This is a genomic window from Yersinia sp. 2542 StPb PI, from assembly GCF_048593855.1.
In the GTDB taxonomy this organism is placed as follows: Bacteria; Pseudomonadota; Gammaproteobacteria; order Enterobacterales; family Enterobacteriaceae; genus Yersinia; species Yersinia enterocolitica_E.
The window spans coordinates 20,624-39,373 of record NZ_JAZGQA010000014.1; the positions used below are offsets into that span (position 1 = coordinate 20,624).

The window sequence follows — 18,750 nt, forward strand, 5'->3', positions numbered from 1 at the left end:
GACAACTTGAGTTTATCAAGGCATTGAATTGGGAGTGCGAGTGGCAAGTAAGTTCCAGAACCGTTTAGTCGGGACCATAATTCTGGTGGCGTTAGGCGTGATTGTGCTGCCGGGGCTACTGGATGGTAAAAAGAAGCATTATGAGGATGAGTTCGCCGCTATCCCATTAGTGCCAAAACCAGGTGATAGTCAGGAGATCGATGCGGTTGGTCCGGTCAGTCAACCTCTGCCTATTGCTCCACCGGAAGGTGCGGCGCAAGCCGTGGATGTCCCCAAAGATGATTCCGCCTCTCAGGCTGCTAATGATGCTGGTAACCCTCCGTCTGAACCGACTATCGTGGCACCGCCAGTGATACAGAGTAAGCCGGTTGAGGTGAAACCTGTTGAGAAGAAACCGGTTGAGGTCAAACCGCTACCGGTAGAGAAAAAACCGCAGGAAGTGAAACCTAAACCTGAGGTTAAACCGGACGTTCAGCCGGAAACTAAACCGGTCACAGAAGAAAAAGCACCGGTAGGGCAGGCTTATGTCGTCCAACTGGGCGCGTTGAAAAACGCAGCTAAAGTGAATGAAATCGTGGCGACGCTGCGCTTGTCAGGTCATCGGGCGTTTACGGTGCCAGCAACGCCGGTTCAAGGCCAAATAACCCGTGTGTATGTCGGGCCAGATGCGTCAAAACAAAAATTGCAATCTGCGCTGCCAGAGCTTAATTCATTAAGCGGCCTGAATGGGCAAGTTAAGCCCTATGGCACGGCGCGTTAAGGTTTATGCCGAGAGTTAAGATATCAGGGTGTACGGGGTTTTTGAGCTAAGTTTGTGCGGCGATTGTTGTTTTTAAAATCGCCGCACTTTAATTTGTCGCGGGTAAGAATTCCCCTACGCAAACGTTTTCTTTTTCTGTTAGAATTCGCCGCGAACAGGATGCAGCGGCGATTTCGTCATTGGAATAGTCATGGTCTGGATTGATTACGTCATTATAGGGATTATCGGATTTTCTGCATTGGTCAGCTTAATCCGAGGTTTTGTCCGTGAAGCATTGTCACTTGTAACATGGGGATGTGCGTTTTTTGTTGCCAGCCATTTTTACACTTACCTTGCTGTCTATTTCACGCGTTTTGAAGATGAAGTAGTTCGCAACGGAATTGCCATCGGCATTTTGTTCATCGCGACATTGATCGTCGGGGCTATTGTTAACTATGTGATTAGTTCGTTGGTTGAACGTACTGGTTTATCAGGAACTGACAGGGTGCTGGGTGTCTGTTTTGGCGCGCTGCGAGGTGTTCTGATAGTCTCTGCCATGCTGTTCTTTCTGGATACGTTTACCGGCTTCTCACAGAGTGTTGACTGGAAACAGTCACAATTAATCCCGCAGTTCAGTTATATAATCAGGTGGTTCTTTGACTACCTGCAGAGCACGTCGAGTTTCTTACCGAATCAATTACCGATTCGGAGCGGCTTATGAGGAAAAGACAACATGTGCGGTATTGTCGGTATCGCCGGTTTTGCACCGGTAAACCAGTCGATTTATGATGCGCTGACGGTGCTTCAGCACCGAGGCCAGGATGCTGCGGGCATCGTTACCATTGATGCCCATAATGGGTTCCGGCTGCGTAAAGCAAACGGCTTGGTGAAGGATGTATTTGAAACCCGGCATATGCTGCGCTTACAGGGGAATATGGGTATTGGCCATGTTCGTTACCCGACGGCTGGCAGTTCCAGTGCTTCCGAGGCTCAGCCTTTCTACGTTAACTCACCGTTTGGCATCACTCTCGCTCATAACGGTAATCTGACTAACGCTCACCAACTGAGAAAGAAATTATTCGAAGTTTCTCGCCGTCATGTGAACACCACTTCTGACTCGGAAATTTTGCTGAATATTTTTGCCAGTGAATTGGACCGTTTCCAACATTATCCGTTGGAATCAGACAATATTTTTGCTGCTGTTGCCGCAACACATCAGTTGATCCGTGGGGCATACGCTTGTGTTGCGATGATTATCGGCCACGGGATGGTCGCGTTCCGTGACCCTAACGGTATTCGCCCGCTGGTTATTGGTAAACGCACGTTAGTTGATGGCCGCAATGAATATATGGTCGCTTCTGAAAGTGTGGCACTGGATACCCTTGGCTTTGAATTCCTGCGGGATGTTGCGCCGGGCGAAGCTGTGTATATCACGGAAAAAGGCCAGTTGTTTACCCGCCAGTGTGCTGAAAATCCGAAATACAATCCGTGCTTGTTTGAGTATGTGTATTTTGCTCGCCCAGACTCCTTTATGGATAAAATTTCTGTCTACAGTGCGCGCGTGCGCATGGGCCAGAAGTTGGGTGCCAAAATTGCCAAGCAGTGGGAAGATCTGGATATTGATGTTGTCATTCCTATCCCGGAAACATCTTGCGATATCGCGCTGGAAATCGCCCGTATTCTGGATAAACCGTACCGCCAGGGGTTTGTGAAAAACCGTTATGTTGGCCGTACCTTTATCATGCCGGGTCAGCAGGAACGTCGTAAATCTGTGCGCCGTAAACTGAATGCCAACCGCGCAGAGTTCCGTGATAAGAACGTCTTATTAGTGGATGACTCTATCGTGCGTGGCACCACATCAGAACAGATTGTCGAGATGGCGCGTGAGGCTGGGGCGAAGAAGGTCTATTTCGCCTCTGCGGCACCGGAAATTCGTTTCCCGAATGTGTATGGCATTGATATGCCAAGTGCGAACGAATTGATTGCCCATGGTCGTGAAGTGGATGAAATCCGCCAGTTGATTGGTGCCGATGCGCTGATTTTCCAGGACCTTAGCGATCTTATCGAGGCAGTACGCGAAGATAACCCAGACATCACCCAGTTTGAGTGCTCGGTCTTTAACGGCGTTTACGTGACTAAAGATGTCGATCAGAGCTATCTGGAATATCTTGAGTCGTTACGTAACGATGATGCGCAGGCATTACGTAATCATAACGAAGCCGAGAATCTGGAGATGCATAACGAAGGGTAATATACCCTTCATACTTCAAACTGCATGTACGTTGGCTGCCATCACTACTCGGCCCGTCCATAGGCCTCGCCTCTGCGAGGCCGCTGCAAGCAGCGTTCAAATCTGCTCCTGACAGATTTGTCACCCAAGTCATTGAGTTATCTCAACTCCTTGGGTTCATTTCGTTGCCGCCTTCCTGCAATTTGAATTATTTTGGGTATACCTGGGTATATTTAGCGAAAAGCAGATCATGAATCAAAAAGGTGCAACCAGCGTTCCGGCGCGGTGCACCTTTTTTGTTATCTAGCCGAGGGCCATGGGTATTGTGGAAAAACGGGGCCAATAACTTGCTAATCCGTACTTGATACGGCAAAGTCGGGCGATATTTCTTTATGTTATGCTCACTCTATAAGGCATAACGTCAGTGCGAGGCTATACCCCATGAAACGACTTATTATCGGCATTAGCGGTGCCAGCGGTGCCATTTATGGCGTACGGCTGTTACAGGTGCTGCAACATGTCGAGGGTGTGGAAACTCATCTTATTCTCAGTAATGCGGCGCGCCAGACGCTGGCGCTGGAAACGGAATTCAGCGTGAAGGATGTGCAGGCACTGGCCGATGTTGTACATGACTCACGTGACATTGCTGCTTGTATCTCATCCGGATCATTCAAAACGCAAGGTATGGTTATTTTACCCTGTTCAATCAAAACGTTATCTGGAATTGTCCATAGCTATACCGAGGGTTTGCTCACCCGCGCCGCGGATGTGATCTTAAAAGAGCGCCGCCCGCTAGTGTTATGTGTGCGTGAAACCCCGTTGCATTTAGGGCATTTACGCCTGCTGGTACAAGCCGCTGAGCTGGGCGCTACCATTATGCCGCCAATGCCTGCGTTTTATCATCGACCACAAACCATTCAAGATATTGTTGATCAGACCGTTAATCGGGTTATCGATCAATTTGACATCGAACTGCCTGAAGACCTGTTTACACGATGGCAAGGCAATAATTAACATTTTTCCCTTAATTGATACATTTGTGCAACATCGCACTGAAATGGGGCGGATTATGCACCACAATGATCCTGTTTTAGAACGCGTATCATGGCATGAGTGTGGTATTCGATTTTTGTATACGACTTGATGCCTGTATTTCGTGGTGATCGTGCTAATTAAGCGGTGGTGGAATTAGCTTTCCTACCAGATGATTACTGGCACGATTACTGCAAATTGATTTATGAACGCTCTGGGTTGTACAGAACATTAACGCGCTTTCTGGCATCGAAAATCAATTTGAGGGTTATGTATGAATAAGAAGATGTTGGTTCTTCCGCTAGTCTTAGCATTAGCTGCTGCCAGCAGTGCTTTTGCTGCCATTCCGAAAGATGTCAAAATTGGTACTGATCCAACTTATGCTCCTTTTGAATCCAAAAATGCCAGTGGTGAATTGGTAGGTTTTGATATCGATATAGCAAAAGAGTTATGCAAACGTATCGATACTAAATGTACTTTTGTTGAAAGTGACTTCGATGCATTAATCCCATCACTCAAAGCCAAAAAAATCGATGCCATTATCTCCTCACTCTCCATCACTGAAAAACGCCAGAAAGAGATTGCTTTCACCGACAAACTTTACGCTGCCAATGCCCGTTTAATCGCGACCAAAGACAGTAAAATCGAGCCAACATTAGTCGCCTTGAAAGGCAAACGTGTTGGGGTGTTGCAAGGCTCTACGCAGGAAGCATTCGCCAATGCTGAGTGGCAGCCAAAAGGTATCGATGTGGTTGCCTATCAAAATCAGGACTTGATCTACGCTGACTTGGCTTCAGGGCGCATTGATGCGGCTTTTCAGGATGAAGTTGCAGGCAGTGAAGGTTTCCTGAAACAAGAAGCGGGTAAAGGCTATGCTTTCGCCGGCCCATCAGTAAAAAATGATCAGTTCTTTGGCGTAGGTACCGGTATGGGCTTGCGTAAAGATGATGCGGAACTGAAAGCGGCGCTGGATAAAGCCTTTGCAGAAATGCGCAAAGATGGCACCTACGACAAGCTCGCGAAAAAATATTTCGATTTTGATGTTTACGGCGGTTAAGCACCTTTGCCGTTAGAGCCTCTGCCGAGAGTGGCAGGGGCCTCTACATGCAATTAAACATAGCAATTAACCAGACTCCTTACTCAGTAAAACAGGATAACCCAGATGCTGGATGGATATTCGAAACTGATATTTGAAGGTGCGCTGGTGACGCTGGAGTTGGCACTGTGTTCAGTGCTGCTGTCAGTGATTATCGGCTTGATTGGTGCCGGTGGAAAGTTATCATCAAACCGGCTGTTATCTGGCTTGTTTGAGTGTTACACCACGCTGATCCGTGGTGTACCCGATTTAGTCTTAATGCTGCTTATCTTCTATGGTTTGCAGATAACCCTAAATAGCATTACTGAATCAATTGGTTTTGAACAAATCAATATTGATCCTCTCTCCGCTGGGATTATTACCCTTGGCTTTATCTATGGTGCTTATTTCACTGAAACCTTCCGTGGCGCATATATGGCCGTACCCAGCGGCCAAATTGAGGCGGCGACGGCATTTGGTTTCACCCCTAGCCAGATTTTCCGCAGAATAATGTTTCCTGCCATGATGCGCTACGCACTGCCGGGTATTGGCAATAACTGGCAAGTCATTCTAAAGGCAACGGCATTGGTCTCTATTCTGGGATTAAATGATGTGGTTAAAGCCACACAGTTGGCAGGCAAAGGGACTTACCAGCCGTTTTTCTTCGCTTTAGTGGCCGGTGTGGTCTATCTCATCTTCACCACGGTATCGAATGGCGTATTACTGTGGCTAGAACGGCGCTATTCCCATGGGGTGAAGAGGGCTGAGCTATGATAGAAATCCTGCAACAATATTGGCAAGCGTTGCTCTGGAGCGATGGCTACCGCTTTACCGGGATGGCTGTCACCTTATGGTTACTTATTTCCTCGGTAGTGATGGGCGGGTTGCTGGCAATTCCTTTGGCCGTCGCAAGGGTAGCCGAACGGCGTTGGATTCGTTTGCCGGTCTGGGTTTTTACTTATATCTTTCGTGGCACGCCTTTATATGTACAATTATTGGTATTCTATTCCGGTATGTACAGTTTAGAGATTGTCCGAGGCAATGACCTGTTAAATGCCTTTTTCCGCAGTGGCTTGAATTGCACTATTTTGGCGCTGACACTGAATACCTGTGCTTATACCACTGAGATTTTCGCCGGTGCCATTCGTTCGGTGCCACACGGTGAAATCGAAGCCGCCAGAGCCTATGGTTTTTCACGTTTTAAATTGTATCGCTGTATTATTTTACCTTCTGCACTGCGTATTGCCTTACCGGCCTACAGTAATGAGGTCATCTTAATGCTGCACTCTACCGCTCTGGCATTTACTGCCACAGTGCCAGATATTCTGAAAATAGCGCGAGATATTAACGCCGCAACTTATCAGCCGTTTTATGCTTTTGGTATTGCTGCCGTACTTTATCTGATTATCTCCTTTACGCTAATTAGCCTGTTCCGCCAGGCAGAGAAACGTTGGCTGGCTCATATAAAACCTCAGGCATCGCATTAAGTACGGAGACCTTATGACTGACACATTAGAAACTAAAATAGCTGAAACCAAACTGTCTGTGACGGAATTGCATAAGCATTACGGTGAACACGAAGTACTCAAGGGCGTTTCACTTTCAGCTAAAGCAGGGGATGTTATCTCCATTATTGGTTCTTCCGGTTCAGGGAAAAGCACCTTTTTACGCTGTATCAACTTTTTGGAAAAACCCAGTGAAGGCTCGATTAGTGTAAATAATCGTGATATCCGTTTGGTACGAGATAAAGATGGGCAGTTGAAAGTTTTTGATAAAAAAGAGCTGCAACTGTTACGAACTCGCCTGACGATGGTATTCCAACATTTTAATTTGTGGAGCCATATGACGGTGTTGGAGAATGTGATGGAGGCGCCGGTTCAAGTCTTGGGGCTGAGTAAGTCAGTAGCCAAAGAGCGGGCTATCCGTTATCTGGATAAAGTCGGAATTGATGAGCGCGCACGCGCCAAATATCCGGTGCACCTATCTGGTGGGCAACAGCAACGCGTCTCCATTGCCCGGGCATTGGCGATGGAACCGGATGTATTACTGTTTGATGAACCCACCTCCGCACTTGATCCTGAATTAGTCGGTGAAGTATTGCGTATTATGCAAAAGCTGGCAGAGGAGGGGAAAACTATGGTGGTGGTAACCCATGAAATGGAGTTTGCCCGTCATGTCTCCAGCCATGTTATCTTTTTACACAAAGGCGTAATTGAAGAGGAAGGCCCGCCGGCTGAACTTTTTGGTAACCCAAAGAGTACCCGCTTGCAGCAGTTCCTTTCTGGTGCACTGAAGTAACATCTCTGCGGGATAGCGATTTTATCTATCCCGCAGCAGTTTGATTAAGCTGAGGGTTTGTGCAGCACATTGCGCAGTGCTTCTTCCAGTTCAAAATAACGAAAACCAAAACCGGCTTCTTCCAATCGTTTCGGCACTGCCCGTTGCCCGCCCAACACTAACGCTGCGGATTCACCCAGTAATAAACGAATCGCGGCGGCAGGTGTGCGGATAACCGCTGGTCTGTCTAACACGTCGGCCAGCGTGGCAATAAATTGCTCGTTATGTACCGGATAAGGCGAAACCATATTAAATGGACCCTTGAGGCCATCGGTGGTCAGCAAATAATGGATACCATGTACCATATCATCGATATGGATCCAGGGTAGATATTGGCGACCATCCCCTATCGGGCCACCCAATCCAAGACGTAATAGCGGGACCATTTTGGCTAGTGCACCGCCGTGTGGCGCTAATACAATACCGGTGCGTAACAGGCAAACACGGGTATGACTACTTTCAGCCGCCCGCGCCAGATTTTCCCAGCGCTCGCACAACTGATGGGTAAATTCATCATGTGGCGTCTCTTCTTCGGTAACCAGAGCTTGCCCCTGATCACCATAAAAGCCAACGGCGGACCCTGAAATAAATACTGCTGGCGGTGTAGTGCTGGCCTGTATTAGCGTGGTCAGGCGCTCGGTTATCTGCCAGCGGCTTTGGCATAGAATTTCTTTTTGCTGCGAGGTCCAGCGTTTTTCCGCAATAGGCTCACCGGCCAGGTTGATTACTGCATCAAAATCATTGAGATCATGTTTATCATCCAGCGTTGACCAGCAGGTGACTTGTGCGCCGAGTACCTGATTTGCCCGCTGAATGTCACGGGTCAGTGCGGTTACTTGATGGGCTTGCGATAAAAGGAAGGCAGTCAGACTGCGCCCTATTAGGCCTGTAGCTCCGGTTATTAATATACGCATAGCCAACCTCCATTTATTCCCTTCTTATTTGAAGCCGCAGAGGTGTTATCTGCGTTCACTTACCCAAATCACTTACTTGATGCCTGAATAGTGGCAGTCTGGTGTCTCTTTCAGCATAGGCTAACCTACGCTCTTCTCCTACGATACTGAGCATATCTTGAGATTAAAATTTTATCTCATCAGAGCGTCTGGTGAGTCACATCATTTGGAAAAATAAAATTTTTTAACTAAATAAATGCACCAATCTGTCCGATTAATACGGTATTGAGTGCTTAAGTAATACCACTTCGACGGTAGAAAACGGCCGGGATGGTTATTTTTTCTGAGCAACAAGAACGACTATAAGCCATACCCTGATTATTTTTAAAACACTGATTTTGCGAATTTCTGCTAGAGTAAACAGACTAACCTGAATGGACGAGAGGGCAGTTGGCCTTCTCCCTTGTGAAGTTTGGATGTTTTATAAATAAATATTGGGTGTTTTATAAAAACTCACGGTGGCTTATAAATCCTCCGGCTGAGATCTGGTTGTGATCTCATTGTTGTCCATACACTTTTTCAGGTGCGCATGAAGCTAAATATCGAAGTTAATTGTTCTTATGTATGCGAACCCATACATAGACAAGATGGTAGCTTACTGGCAGTAGAGCTATTAAGCCGATTTTCAGCTAAATCGGTTGATTTGCCCATCGATGTTGAAAAGTTTATTAAAGAATTAGATGTCGACGGAAAGACTAATTTATTCCAGGATCAATTGCGTGCAGTAAAAGCCTATAGCGCTTGGTTTATCACGCACCATGTTTTGCTCTCAATCAATATTGATTTTGATTTGGCGGGAGTGATTGTGACTGATGCCGCAACGCGCCAGTTGTTAGATGAGATGCCCTTCCTACGGTTGGAGATCATGGAGACTTTTTCTAATTTATCCGATGGTATGAATAACCCATTGTTACGGGAATTGGCGCAGCGGTATCCGTTATGGCTGGATGATTTGGGCAGCGGCGGCTCCACCTTGAATGCGGTCACAGCCAATATTTTTGAATATGTAAAAATCGATAAGCATTTTTTCTGGCAGCACAATAAGCATACCTTCCCGATCTTAATCAATAACATTAAGAAATATTGCCTCGGTGTCATTGTGGTGGGCGTGGAAAATGAAGATGAGTCAGCGCAACTTAAGGGTAGCAATATTGATGCAATGCAGGGATATTTATTCAATCCTGTGACATTGGATGAATTGGTATCTCAACCCTCATTATAACGGTTTCCTCGTATTGTCGTTCACCTTGCGCTGATATTTTTTTTCATGTCGGCGCTGCTTTTTGCGATAAAATTTTTGCATAACAGATATCGATTTTTATCGGATTAATCCGATCAATTGGATGATAGAATAGGCTTCTTTTATCTCTCATTAAGTGCCATGGCGTTTACGTCGCCTGATTTGCTGAGAGTAGACCTAAGAGAAGACGATATCATGAAGTTAATGTTTGCTTCTGACCTGCATGGTTCGTTGCCCGCAACGGAAAAGGTGTTGGCTACCTTCGAGCGCAGTGGTGCGCAATGGCTGGTGCTATTGGGTGATTTTCTTAACCACGGGCCACGCAATGCGTTGCCCGCAGGTTATCAGCCAGCAGAGGTGGCACAGCGCCTTAATGCCTATAAAGAAAGGGTCATTGCGGTTCGTGGCAACTGCGACAGTGAAGTGGATCAGATGTTATTGCAGTTCCCGATGATGGCGGGTTGGCAGCAGATTATTATGCCAGAAACCCGTCTATTTTTGACGCATGGTCACCTTTATCACCCTGGCGCACTTCCTCCGTTGCGTAATGGTGATGTCTTAGTCTATGGTCATACTCATCTGCCTGAAGCTCGGTGGCAGGGAGAGGTTATTTGCTTTAATCCAGGTTCAGTCAGTATCCCCAAAGGTGGGTACCCGGCAAGTTATGGCATGTTAGAAGAGGGGGTTTTACAGGTTCTGACCCTACATAATGATGAATCTGTCACCCAATTGAATTTAAAAAAACTATTATAAATAGTTAGTTACCCAAAGTGATTGACGTTATGTCAGAGGGTAAACATATAATTAACAATTGCGCGAGTCTCACCGCGCCCAGATAGAAGGTTTCAGAGGATGGTGGAGCAAAATCCAGCAGCAGTCATCGAGTGGGTTGATATTGTTGATGAGCAAAATGACGTTATTGCTCAATCCAGCCGTCAACAAATGAGAGCTCAACGACTACGCCACCGTGCTACCTATATTGTGGTGCACGATGGAATGGGGAAAATTCTGGTACAAGGTCGTACCGAGAGTAAAGATTTCTATCCCGGTAAACTGGATGCCACTGCGGGGGGGGTGGTGCAGAGTGGTGAAAACTACCTGGAATCTGCGCGGCGTGAGGCAGAGGAAGAGTTAGGGATAGCCGGTGTCCCGTTTGCCGAACATGGCCTGTTTTATTTTGAAGAAGAGTGCTGTCGGGTATGGGGCGGATTATTCAGTTGCGTGTCCCATGGGCCGTTTGCACTACAGGCTGAGGAAATTGAAGAAGTATGCTGGATGGTACCGGAAGATATCACTGCCCGTTGTGACGAATTTACCCCTGACTCTCTGAAAGCGCTGTCACTGTGGCTGACGCGCAACAATGAGCAGGATTACGGTAAAATTACCCCACGCGAAGATTGATTCCCGCTTAGCCATATAAAAAGCCCCTTCTCAGGGGCTTTTGTGTATCTCACCGTCATCTCACTGATTATCTTACAATAATACCCAGCAAGATACCCAGCGCACCAAAGTCGGCATCACTGAATGTGGTATTGGCAAAGCCGATATCACCCAGCACTGGCAGTAGGAAGACTGGCAGGAAGGTAATCAACAAGCCCTGTGCGAAGGCACCTAAAATAGCGCCACGGCGGCCACCGGTTGCATTACCAAATACGCCCGCAGCCGCACCAACGAAGAAGTGAGGAACGACGCCTGGGATAATCACGGTCATGTTCATCAAATAGAGCGCGAACATACCGATAAGACCTGCGGCAAAGCTGCTCAGGAAGCCAACCAGAACCGCATTAGGTGCATAAGGGAACACCACCGGGCAATCCAATGCAGGTTTTGCATTAGGAACTAACTTATCTGAAATCCCTTTAAATGCTGGCACTATCTCAGCAATAACCATACGTACACCTTGCAGGATGATGTACACACCTGCGGCGAAAGTGATGGATTGCATCAGCGAGAACATGAACCAGTTCTTACCGCCACTCAGGCTTTTCACTACTTCCGGCCCGGCGAACAGGCAAGTCACGATGAAAATGATACACATGGTGAATGAGATAGCCACTGGTGTATCACGCAGAAACAGCAAGCTTTTCGGCACATTCATATCTTCAGTCGAATGTTCTTTATTACCGAATTTGCTACCAATAAAGCCAGCCAGCACATAAGACAAGGTAGAGAAGTGGCCAATTGCCACATCATCAGAACCGGTCACTTTTTTCATGTAAGGGTGGGCAATGGCTGGGAAGAACACCATCGCAACCCCAACCACCAACGAACCGATCACAATCAGTGTCACGCCACTGATACCTGCGGTGGCCAGAATTACTGCCACCATCATCGACATAAACAGGGTGTGGTGACCGGTCAGGAAGATAAATTTCCATGGCGTAAAGCGGGCAATCAGAATATTGATCACCATAGCGAAGAACATAATCATCGCCATCTCTTTACCAAAACTCTTTTGTGCCACAGAAACGATCGCTTCGTTATTTGGCACCACGCCCTGAATACCGAAAGCGTGTTGGAAGATATTGGCAAAATCACCCAGAGATGAAACCACCAGGCCAGCACCCGCACCTAAAATCACAAAGCCCATGATGGTCTTTACGGTGCCTTTAATACACTCAGTCACCGGTTTTTTCTGGGCAATCAGGCCGATTAACGCGATCAAACCGACCAGAACAGCCGGCTCAGAAAGCACATCACTCATTAAGAAACGAAAGAAATCCATACCAGCCTCCGCTTACAGCGCGCCTAATTCAGTTAATGCCACAGACAAACGTTCTTTCATGGCTTTTTTATCAATCATGTTATCAAGAGCAACGATTTTGCCACCAACGGCCTGAGCAATGAGCTGTTCGGCAATATCTTTGGTACCGATGAAGATGTCGCTTGGTGTCCCTTTGGCAGAGCCAAGATCCACATGATCCACTTCGGCTGTGACTGCCAGCTCTTTCAGAATACTTTTGATGCTGATTTCCATCATCAGGCTGGTACCTAAGCCGTTACCGCAAACCACTGTAATTTTCATTTTTTTTCCCCTTAAAATTATTATCCGTACAGAATGCTGTGATTAATAACGCGCAATGACAGATTGGATCTCTTGCGGCGTTTGCGCATTAAGTAGGGTTTGTACATCGTTATCGTTATCGAACAACTGAGCGAGTTGAGAAATAGCCTCGATGTGGCTGTTGCTGTCTGTCGCGGCTAACACTATGAGCAGTTTGACCGGGTCATTACCTTCAGCATTAAAAGTGACACCCTCGGTAATGACGGTTAATGCCAAAGCGAGTTTATTCACACCTTCTTCCGGGCGGGCATGTGGCATCGCAATGCCGGGGCCGACGACGTAATAAGGGCCAATCGCCTCATGGGAGCGATAAATAGCCTCGACATAGCGCGCTTCAATAGAGCCATTATCAATCAGTGGCTTACATGAAATGGCGATGGCATCACGCCAGTCTTTTGCCTGGCTAACTACCTGAATGACGTCTGACGTTAACAGTGTTTTTAACATGATATTGATGACTCCCGATGACTGTTAACCTGAGAGTAGATAGTTATCGTTGCTATTAATGTGACGAATATCTCAATTGGTAGCGCTACCTGATAGCGCTATCAAATTTTGTGATAGCGCTATCATTTGTCGCGCCAGGGCCTTTGGCTATCTCGGAATAAGCCATATACAATGCAATGTATTGTCGAGACCCCGCGGACTGGCTTGTTTTATCCAGACAGAAAATTTTAATCGACAAGAAATTTTAATTAGGCAGGAACTCAGCATGGAAAAAACGCGCAAGCGCCGTAATACCGGGCGGGTCACTCTATCGGATGTGGCGAATTACGCTGGGGTAGGGTCGATGACTGTTTCCCGAGCGCTGCGAACGCCGGAGCAGGTTTCAGATAAGTTACGTGAGAAGATAGAGCAAGCGGTTGAAACATTGGGATATATTCCCAATCGCACGGCAGGGGCTTTGGCTTCGGGGCATAGTGATACCGTGGCGGTTTTGATTCCGTCGCTGACCGATAAAGCCAGCTCCCGATTTATGCAGGCGCTGCAACAGATTCTGAACAAAAATGAATTTCAGTTATTGCTGGGTTGCCATGAATATAGTCAGCGGAAAGAAGCTGAAATACTGATGACGTTACTGCAAAGCAATCCGGCAGCCGTGGTGATATTTGGCTCACAACTGGCAGATAAAACCTATCAACTGCTCGAGCGGGCCAATATTCCTACCGTTAATGTGGTGGGGTCCTATTTTAAAGGGGCGAAAATTACCCTTGAGGCGGCATTTTTTGAATCCGCTTATGCATTAAGCCGTCATTTACTGGAGCGCGGCTATCACAATATTGGTTTTATTGGCGCTCATATGGATAACCGCTTACAACGTCAGCAACTGAATGGCTGGCATAAAGCGATGCTGGAACATTATAAAAATGCTGATCAAACCGTCACCACACCAGAAACAGCCAGCTTACAGTTTGGTCGCTATGCCTTGACGGAAATTCTGCAACGCCAACCTGAGCTGGATGCTGTTATTTGCAGCCACGAAGATATCGCTTTGGGAGTACTGTTTGAATGCCAACGTCGCTTACTGAAAATTCCCGGCGGGATCGCAGTTGCCTGCCTGGATGGTTCTGATAACTGCGATCAGACTCACCCGACGCTGACTTCGATGCGTATCGATTACCGGAAGATGGGTAAAGATGCTGGCAAGATGTTGATCGAACTGCTCGAGAGCGATGAAGATGACGAATGGAGTGAACCCGTTAGCCAGAGTTTCAACTATAAATTTGAGCCACGGCAAAGTACCTGAAGCTCGCGCCAGGCAATAAAGGAAAACCGCCCCGCAGGGCGGCCTACCGGGCTTACTTGCCTGACGTGTTGATTATTACCGTGATTGAGTTGTTGAAAATACGCCAACCCCCATTCCCGGATGTTAACAACGCACCAAATACAACGAGCACAATACAAAAGTATCGTTTCATTGTGCGGTCCATGCTTAAACCGCTTCACGCCAGCACCACCGGTGATACTACCGTGAATACAAGCACGTGGATGTACTTGTGTTTACGGCCATTGGAACTCCTTTCCTTAAACCGATGCCCGCTTGCTTAAGGCGGCGAAAAGGCCCGGTGCGATTGTACACCAATACCGAGTCGTTAAGCACTTGACAATCAACCACAAGCAAGACAGTATGCTCAACACGTGGGTGTACTTGCGTTACAACAGCAATACAAACCAGCTGGAAAGGCCGCTTACCGGACCAGCACAGAGAAACCGCCTATATGGCGGTTTTTTTGTTGGCGTATTTTACCGATGCGGTCTTTTGGCGAGTGTGGTTGCGAGGTGAAAGCGTTCTAACCAATCGCTTTGCCAACAAACAAAAACGCCAGCACAAGGCTGGCGTTTCTTAGACAACGTAATCTTAGAATTAAGATGCGCTGGCGTCAGCCTGAGCGGATTGAATCGCCGTTAGTGCTACGGTATAGACGATATCGTCAACCAATGCACCACGGGACAAATCGTTAACTGGCTTACGCATACCTTGCAGCATCGGCCCGATAGAGATCAGGTCAGCAGAGCGTTGCACCGCTTTATAGGTAGTGTTACCGGTGTTCAAGTCTGGGAAGATGAACACGGTGGCTTTACCTGCAACCGGTGAGTTAGGCGCTTTGGATTTAGCCACATCCGCCATGATTGCCGCGTCATATTGCAACGGACCATCGATGATCAAATCTGGGCGTTTTTCCTGTGCCAGACGGGTCGCTTCACGTACTTTTTCGACATCGCTACCCGCACCGGAATTACCGGTAGAGTAAGAGATCATCGCCACACGTGGTTCAATGCCGAATGCCGCAGCAGAATCCGCAGATTGGATAGCAATCTCAGACAGTTGTTCAGCCGTTGGATCTGGGTTGATTGCACAGTCACCATAAACCAGAACCTGGTCAGGCAGCAGCATAAAGAACACCGAAGAAACCAGTGAACTGCCCGGCGCGGTTTTGATCAACTGCAATGGTGGGCGGATGGTGTTTGCGGTGGTATGTACTGCACCGGAAACCAGACCATCAACTTCACCTTTTTCCAGCATCAGGGTGCCAAGAACGACGTTGTCTTCCAACTGTTCACGCGCGACCACTTCGGTCATGCCTTTGCTCTTACGCAGCTCAACCAGACGCGGAACATATTGCTCACGTACAGCAACAGGATCGATGATTTCAACGCCTTTGCCCAGCTCAACACCTTGCGCGGCAGCAACGCGTTGGATCTCTTCTGGGTTACCCAGCAGCACACAAGTTGCGATACCGCGTTCAGCACAGATAGAAGCGGCTTTAACGGTACGTGGCTCATCGCCTTCTGGCAGCACGATGCGTTTACCCGCTTTACGGGCCAATTCGGTCAGCTCGTAGCGGAATGCTGGTGGTGACAAGCGACGTGAACGCTCAGACGTTGCACTCAGAGAGTCAATCCAATCACTGCTGATATGGCTGGCAACATAGTTTTGCAGCTTTTCAACACGCTCATGGTCATCTGCAGGGACTTCCAGATTGAAGCTTTGCAGGCTCAAAGAGGTCTGCCAAGTATTGGTATCAACCATAAATACTGGCAAGCCAGTTTGGAAGGCACGTTCACACAGGCTGTTGATACGCTCATCAATAGCGTAACCGCCAGTCAACAGGATGGCACCAATTTCAACGCCATTCATGGCTGCCAAACAAGCAGAAACCAACACATCAGGACGGTCGGCTGAGGTAACCAGCAGAGAACCCGGGCGGAAGTGTTCCAGCATATGCGGAATGCTACGAGCACAGAAAGTCACAGATTTAACGCGGCGAGTGTTGATATCACCTTGGTTAATGATGGTGGCTTTCAGGTGCTTGGCCATATCAATGGCGCGAGTTGCAATCAACTCGAAGCTCCACGGCACACAGCCCAGAACTGGCAGTGGGCTGTTGGCAAACAGTTGGCTTGGATCGATGTTCGCGACGCTGGCCTTGGTGGAATCATCAAAGATTTCAGACAGGTCAGGGCGGGTACGGCCTTGTTCATCAACCGGCGCATTCAATTTGTTAATGATAACGCCAGTGATGTTTTTGTTTTTACTGCCACCGAAACTGGAACGAGCCAGTTCGATACGCTCTTTCAACTGATCTGGTGAGTCATTACCCAGAGCAATAACAAAGACGATTTCAGCATTCAGGGTTTTAGCAATTTCATAGTTCAATGCATTGGCAAACTGATGTTTGCGTGTTGGCACCAAGCCTTCGACCAGAACCACTTCTGCGTCTTTGGTATTTTCGTGATAACGGGCAACAATCTCTTCCATTAACACGTCTTGCTGGTTAGAACTCAGCAAGGTTTCCACATAACCCATATTCAGCGGCTCAGCAGCAGTGATGCTGGAGTTCGCACGAATGATGGTGGTGGTTTGGTCAGGTGCATCATCACCGGCACGAGGCTGGGCGATTGGCTTGAATACGCTCAGGCGTACACCTTTTTGTTCCATGGAACGGATGACACCCAAGCTTACGCTGGTTAAACCAACGCTGGTGCCGGTAGGAATCAACATTATTGTACGGGACACGGCTAAACCTCTTTACGGTTATGCCCTTCGTCCTTGAAGCCGCAGGGTTGTTGGCTACGCTCATGCACCCGAATCACTGACTAGTCGTTGACCTTAAAGTAAATAAGCTCATCGGGATTTATTCATTTGCCGCCTACCTGCAACTTCAATGACTTTGGGTATATGTCAAAAACTCTTACGCAGTCAGACGGGCTGCGTCTTGTGCGATGACCAGCTCTTCATTGGTTGGGATAACCAGAGCCAGGCGGCTGCCCTCTTTGGTGATGGTGCCTGATTTACCAAAGCGTGCTGCCAGGTTGCGTTCGTGGTCAATTTCAAAGCCCAACAGGCCCAGTTTGTTCAAAGTCAGTTCACGTACCATTGCGGCGTTCTCACCAATACCGCCGGTGAAGACCACGGCATCCAGACGACCATCCATCAGCGCAGTATATGCACCGATGTATTTCGCCAGGCGATGACAGAACACATCCATTGCGCGGCGTGCATCTGCTTTAGTTGCATAGTTGTCTTCAACATAACGGCAGTCACTGGTGACTTCAGTCAGGCCCAGCAGGCCAGATTCTTTGGTCAACAGCTTGCTGATCTGTTCCATGCTCATGCCCATGGCATCATACAAATGGAAAATGATCGCCGGGTCGATATCACCACTACGGGTGCCCATGACCAAACCTTCCAGTGGTGTCAGGCCCATAGAGGTGTCAACACATTTACCGTTACGAACCGCAGTGACAGAACCACCGTTGCCCAAATGGCAAGTGATAACGTTCAGTTCTTCCAGCGGTTTGTTCAGGGTTTTAGCGGCTTCCTGACTGACGTAGAAGTGGCTGGTGCCGTGTGCGCCATAGCGACGGATACCGTTTTCTTTGTATAAACGGTACGGCAGGGCGTAGAGATAAGACTCTTCCGGCATGGTCTGATGGAAAGCGGTGTCAAAGACAGCGACATTTTTATCAGCCAGATTTGGGAATGATTTCAACGCTTCAGCGATACCAATCAAGTGAGCTGGGTTATGCAGTGGTGCAAATGGGATGGAATCTTTGATACCCTGAATAACTTCTTCGGTAACGATAGCTGATGCTGTAAATTTCTCGCCACCATGAACAATGCGGTGACCGATAGCTGTCAACTGAGCGGAAAGCTCTGGTTTTTGTGCCAGAATAGTATTAACAATGAAATTCAGTGCTTCGCTGTGTGCTGCACCAGCACCCAATGCTGCTTCCTGTTTGCCACCATCAAGTTTCCATTTGATGCGGGCTTCAGGCAGATGGAAGCATTCGGCTAAACCAGAGAGGTGTTCTTCACCGTTGGTCGCGTCGATGATAGCAAATTTTAGGGAAGAGCTACCGCAGTTAAGAACCAGTACTAGCTTACTCGACATGGAAGTACCTATTTTATAGTCGTGTTCAACATTTGTTTTGCAAAAACAGCGCGCATGCGACATTTTTGATGCAAAAACAGCGAAAAACATATGGTTAATAAAACGTCAATCATTCCAAAAGCGTAGCGCATATTGGCGTCGACATTAATGATTAACATCATGCGATAGAGAAAAAGGCATGAT

Annotated in this window: 18 protein-coding genes; 12 read left to right on the forward strand and 6 right to left on the reverse strand. The window is 47.7% G+C overall.

Annotated elements, in window-relative coordinates; all coding sequences use genetic code 11:
- The first annotated feature begins 40 nt into the window (after window positions 1-40).
- The 8 genes from dedD to hisP all read left to right on the forward strand — a co-directional run bounded on the left by dedD (window position 41) and on the right by hisP (window position 7,374).
- Window positions 41-760, forward strand: a complete 720-nt coding sequence (gene dedD / locus V1952_RS03650; protein ID WP_372559486.1) for a cell division protein DedD — start codon at window positions 41-43, stop codon at window positions 758-760.
- 190 nt (window positions 761-950) lie between these two features.
- Entirely contained in the window at window positions 951-1,460 is a 510-nt protein-coding gene (gene cvpA / locus V1952_RS03655; protein WP_005192693.1) for a colicin V production protein, read from the forward strand.
- 12 nt (window positions 1,461-1,472) lie between these two features.
- Window positions 1,473-2,990, forward strand: coding sequence for an amidophosphoribosyltransferase (gene purF / locus V1952_RS03660; protein ID WP_083158238.1), 1,518 nt, complete (start codon window positions 1,473-1,475; stop codon window positions 2,988-2,990).
- A 420-nt stretch (window positions 2,991-3,410) separates the two neighbouring features.
- Complete coding sequence (locus V1952_RS03665; protein WP_083158239.1) at window positions 3,411-3,983, forward strand: UbiX family flavin prenyltransferase; 573 nt, start codon at window positions 3,411-3,413, stop codon at window positions 3,981-3,983.
- A gap of 292 nt (window positions 3,984-4,275) precedes the next feature.
- A complete protein-coding gene (hisJ, locus tag V1952_RS03670; protein WP_083158240.1) occupies window positions 4,276-5,058 on the forward strand; it encodes a histidine ABC transporter substrate-binding protein HisJ in 783 nt (260 codons plus the stop codon).
- Window positions 5,059-5,163: 105 nt separating this feature from the next.
- On the forward strand, window positions 5,164-5,850 hold the full coding sequence (locus tag V1952_RS03675; protein WP_083158241.1) for a histidine ABC transporter permease HisQ: 687 nt from the start codon (window positions 5,164-5,166) through the stop codon (window positions 5,848-5,850).
- A complete protein-coding gene (locus tag V1952_RS03680) occupies window positions 5,847-6,563 on the forward strand; it encodes an ABC transporter permease (protein WP_083158242.1) in 717 nt (238 codons plus the stop codon). Before V1952_RS03675 ends, V1952_RS03680 begins: the two co-directional genes overlap by 4 nt.
- A gap of 13 nt (window positions 6,564-6,576) precedes the next feature.
- Window positions 6,577-7,374 (forward strand): histidine ABC transporter ATP-binding protein HisP, encoded by a 798-nt coding sequence (gene hisP, locus V1952_RS03685; protein WP_005192680.1) that lies wholly within the window; start codon window positions 6,577-6,579, stop codon window positions 7,372-7,374.
- 44 nt (window positions 7,375-7,418) lie between these two features.
- Here the strand turns inward: hisP and V1952_RS03690 are convergent, their stop codons facing one another.
- The gene (locus V1952_RS03690) at window positions 7,419-8,327 is read right to left on the reverse strand and encodes a TIGR01777 family oxidoreductase (protein WP_372559485.1); all 909 of its coding nucleotides are present in this window, start codon (window positions 8,325-8,327) and stop codon (window positions 7,419-7,421) included.
- A 568-nt stretch (window positions 8,328-8,895) separates the two neighbouring features.
- Between V1952_RS03690 and V1952_RS03695 the strand changes: the two genes are divergently transcribed.
- From V1952_RS03695 to yfcD, 3 genes are all read left to right on the forward strand, one after another.
- A complete protein-coding gene (locus V1952_RS03695) occupies window positions 8,896-9,588 on the forward strand; it encodes an EAL domain-containing protein (protein WP_193784623.1) in 693 nt (230 codons plus the stop codon).
- A gap of 213 nt (window positions 9,589-9,801) precedes the next feature.
- Complete coding sequence (yfcE, locus tag V1952_RS03700) at window positions 9,802-10,359, forward strand: phosphodiesterase (RefSeq protein ID WP_372559484.1); 558 nt, start codon at window positions 9,802-9,804, stop codon at window positions 10,357-10,359.
- 99 nt (window positions 10,360-10,458) lie between these two features.
- On the forward strand, window positions 10,459-11,007 hold the full coding sequence (yfcD, locus tag V1952_RS03705) for an NUDIX hydrolase YfcD (protein ID WP_420074327.1): 549 nt from the start codon (window positions 10,459-10,461) through the stop codon (window positions 11,005-11,007).
- Window positions 11,008-11,074: 67 nt separating this feature from the next.
- On the opposite strand, the gene V1952_RS03710 is transcribed toward yfcD, so the two are convergent.
- The 3 genes from V1952_RS03710 to V1952_RS03720 are packed head-to-tail and all read right to left on the reverse strand — an operon-like array spanning window position 11,075 to window position 13,117.
- A complete protein-coding gene (locus V1952_RS03710) occupies window positions 11,075-12,331 on the reverse strand; it encodes a PTS ascorbate transporter subunit IIC (protein ID WP_005277900.1) in 1,257 nt (418 codons plus the stop codon).
- A gap of 12 nt (window positions 12,332-12,343) precedes the next feature.
- Window positions 12,344-12,631 carry a PTS sugar transporter subunit IIB gene (locus tag V1952_RS03715; RefSeq protein ID WP_083158247.1) on the reverse strand — a complete coding sequence of 96 codons (288 nt, stop codon included), beginning with the start codon at window positions 12,629-12,631 and terminating at the stop codon, window positions 12,344-12,346.
- Between the two features lie 42 nt (window positions 12,632-12,673).
- The gene (locus tag V1952_RS03720) at window positions 12,674-13,117 is read right to left on the reverse strand and encodes a PTS sugar transporter subunit IIA (RefSeq protein ID WP_372559483.1); all 444 of its coding nucleotides are present in this window, start codon (window positions 13,115-13,117) and stop codon (window positions 12,674-12,676) included.
- A 265-nt stretch (window positions 13,118-13,382) separates the two neighbouring features.
- Between V1952_RS03720 and V1952_RS03725 the strand changes: the two genes are divergently transcribed.
- Window positions 13,383-14,417 (forward strand): LacI family DNA-binding transcriptional regulator, encoded by a 1,035-nt coding sequence (locus V1952_RS03725; protein ID WP_372559482.1) that lies wholly within the window; start codon window positions 13,383-13,385, stop codon window positions 14,415-14,417.
- Window positions 14,418-15,035: 618 nt separating this feature from the next.
- Here V1952_RS03725 and pta read toward each other — a convergent pair.
- Together pta and ackA are read right to left on the reverse strand one after the other, a co-directional pair.
- Complete coding sequence (gene pta / locus V1952_RS03730) at window positions 15,036-17,174, reverse strand: phosphate acetyltransferase (RefSeq protein ID WP_372559928.1); 2,139 nt, start codon at window positions 17,172-17,174, stop codon at window positions 15,036-15,038.
- A 190-nt stretch (window positions 17,175-17,364) separates the two neighbouring features.
- Window positions 17,365-18,567, reverse strand: a complete 1,203-nt coding sequence (gene ackA / locus V1952_RS03735; RefSeq protein WP_372559481.1) for an acetate kinase — start codon at window positions 18,565-18,567, stop codon at window positions 17,365-17,367.
- Window positions 18,568-18,750 lie beyond the last annotated feature (183 nt).

Bases quoted from the DNA above. Each gene is read 5' to 3' on its own strand.
- cvpA (WP_005192693.1), top strand. From the start codon at position 951: ATGGTCTGGATTGATTACGTCATTATAGGGATTATCGGATTTTCTGCA.
- purF (WP_083158238.1), top strand. From the start codon at position 1,473: ATGTGCGGTATTGTCGGTATCGCCGGTTTTGCACCGGTAAACCAGTCG.
- V1952_RS03665 (WP_083158239.1), top strand. From the start codon at position 3,411: ATGAAACGACTTATTATCGGCATTAGCGGTGCCAGCGGTGCCATTTAT.
- hisJ (WP_083158240.1), top strand. From the start codon at position 4,276: ATGAATAAGAAGATGTTGGTTCTTCCGCTAGTCTTAGCATTAGCTGCT.
- V1952_RS03675 (WP_083158241.1), top strand. From the start codon at position 5,164: ATGCTGGATGGATATTCGAAACTGATATTTGAAGGTGCGCTGGTGACG.
- V1952_RS03680 (WP_083158242.1), top strand. From the start codon at position 5,847: ATGATAGAAATCCTGCAACAATATTGGCAAGCGTTGCTCTGGAGCGAT.
- hisP (WP_005192680.1), top strand. From the start codon at position 6,577: ATGACTGACACATTAGAAACTAAAATAGCTGAAACCAAACTGTCTGTG.
- V1952_RS03690 (WP_372559485.1), bottom strand. From the start codon at position 8,327: ATGCGTATATTAATAACCGGAGCTACAGGCCTAATAGGGCGCAGTCTG.
- V1952_RS03695 (WP_193784623.1), top strand. From the start codon at position 8,896: ATGAAGCTAAATATCGAAGTTAATTGTTCTTATGTATGCGAACCCATA.
- yfcE (WP_372559484.1), top strand. From the start codon at position 9,802: ATGAAGTTAATGTTTGCTTCTGACCTGCATGGTTCGTTGCCCGCAACG.
- yfcD (WP_420074327.1), top strand. From the start codon at position 10,459: ATGGTGGAGCAAAATCCAGCAGCAGTCATCGAGTGGGTTGATATTGTT.
- V1952_RS03710 (WP_005277900.1), bottom strand. From the start codon at position 12,331: ATGGATTTCTTTCGTTTCTTAATGAGTGATGTGCTTTCTGAGCCGGCT.
- V1952_RS03715 (WP_083158247.1), bottom strand. From the start codon at position 12,631: ATGAAAATTACAGTGGTTTGCGGTAACGGCTTAGGTACCAGCCTGATG.
- V1952_RS03720 (WP_372559483.1), bottom strand. From the start codon at position 13,117: ATGTTAAAAACACTGTTAACGTCAGACGTCATTCAGGTAGTTAGCCAG.
- V1952_RS03725 (WP_372559482.1), top strand. From the start codon at position 13,383: ATGGAAAAAACGCGCAAGCGCCGTAATACCGGGCGGGTCACTCTATCG.
- pta (WP_372559928.1), bottom strand. From the start codon at position 17,174: ATGTTGATTCCTACCGGCACCAGCGTTGGTTTAACCAGCGTAAGCTTG.
- ackA (WP_372559481.1), bottom strand. From the start codon at position 18,567: ATGTCGAGTAAGCTAGTACTGGTTCTTAACTGCGGTAGCTCTTCCCTA.